The sequence below is a fragment of the Glycomyces amatae genome (assembly GCF_020991375.1).
Taxonomy (GTDB): domain Bacteria; phylum Actinomycetota; class Actinomycetes; order Mycobacteriales; family Micromonosporaceae; genus Glycomyces; species Glycomyces amatae.
In genome coordinates this window covers 1-468 of the sequence record NZ_JAJLQZ010000060.1, presented here as the reverse complement: position 1 = coordinate 468, position 468 = coordinate 1, and the positions used below count along the sequence as shown (strand labels likewise).

Here is a 468-nt window from a genome sequence, read left to right as displayed (position 1 = left end):
GGCGAAGACGGTCCGCACGGAGTGCTCGGTCACGACGGACGGGTCGACCTCGAAGTCCGGCCCGTCCGGGCCCATGAAGTCGGGATTGTCCCGCACGTCCAGCAGCGTCGTCGGCTCGGCCAGCGAGTAGACCGCCACGTCCGGGTCGCTCTCGTCCGGGTAGGCCGCGGCGATCCCGGGGTTGCCGAAGTCGAGACCGGTGAAGTAGACGGCGACGTCCCCGCAGTCGGCGGGCAGCGCGGCGAGCGCCGCGGACGCTTCGCGGGAGCCGGTGCCGAAGGCCCGGAAGGTCATGACCTCGCTATGCGTCTCGACCGTGGTGCCGAGCAGCCCGGTACCCGCCTCCTCGCGGAAGGCCTCGGCCGCCCGGTTCGCGATGGAGATCGGCGCGGCCGAACGGAGCCGGCCGGTCACCAGCGCCCACCGCGGCCGCGTCACGCGCTCGTCGAGCAGGTCGGCGCACAACCG

General features: G+C 73.5%; 1 protein-coding gene. It reads right to left on the bottom strand.

The annotated features are described in order from the left end of the window. The coding region (locus LO763_RS28600; protein ID WP_230792321.1) for a hypothetical protein at nucleotides 1–468 on the bottom strand (468 nt) is incomplete at both ends.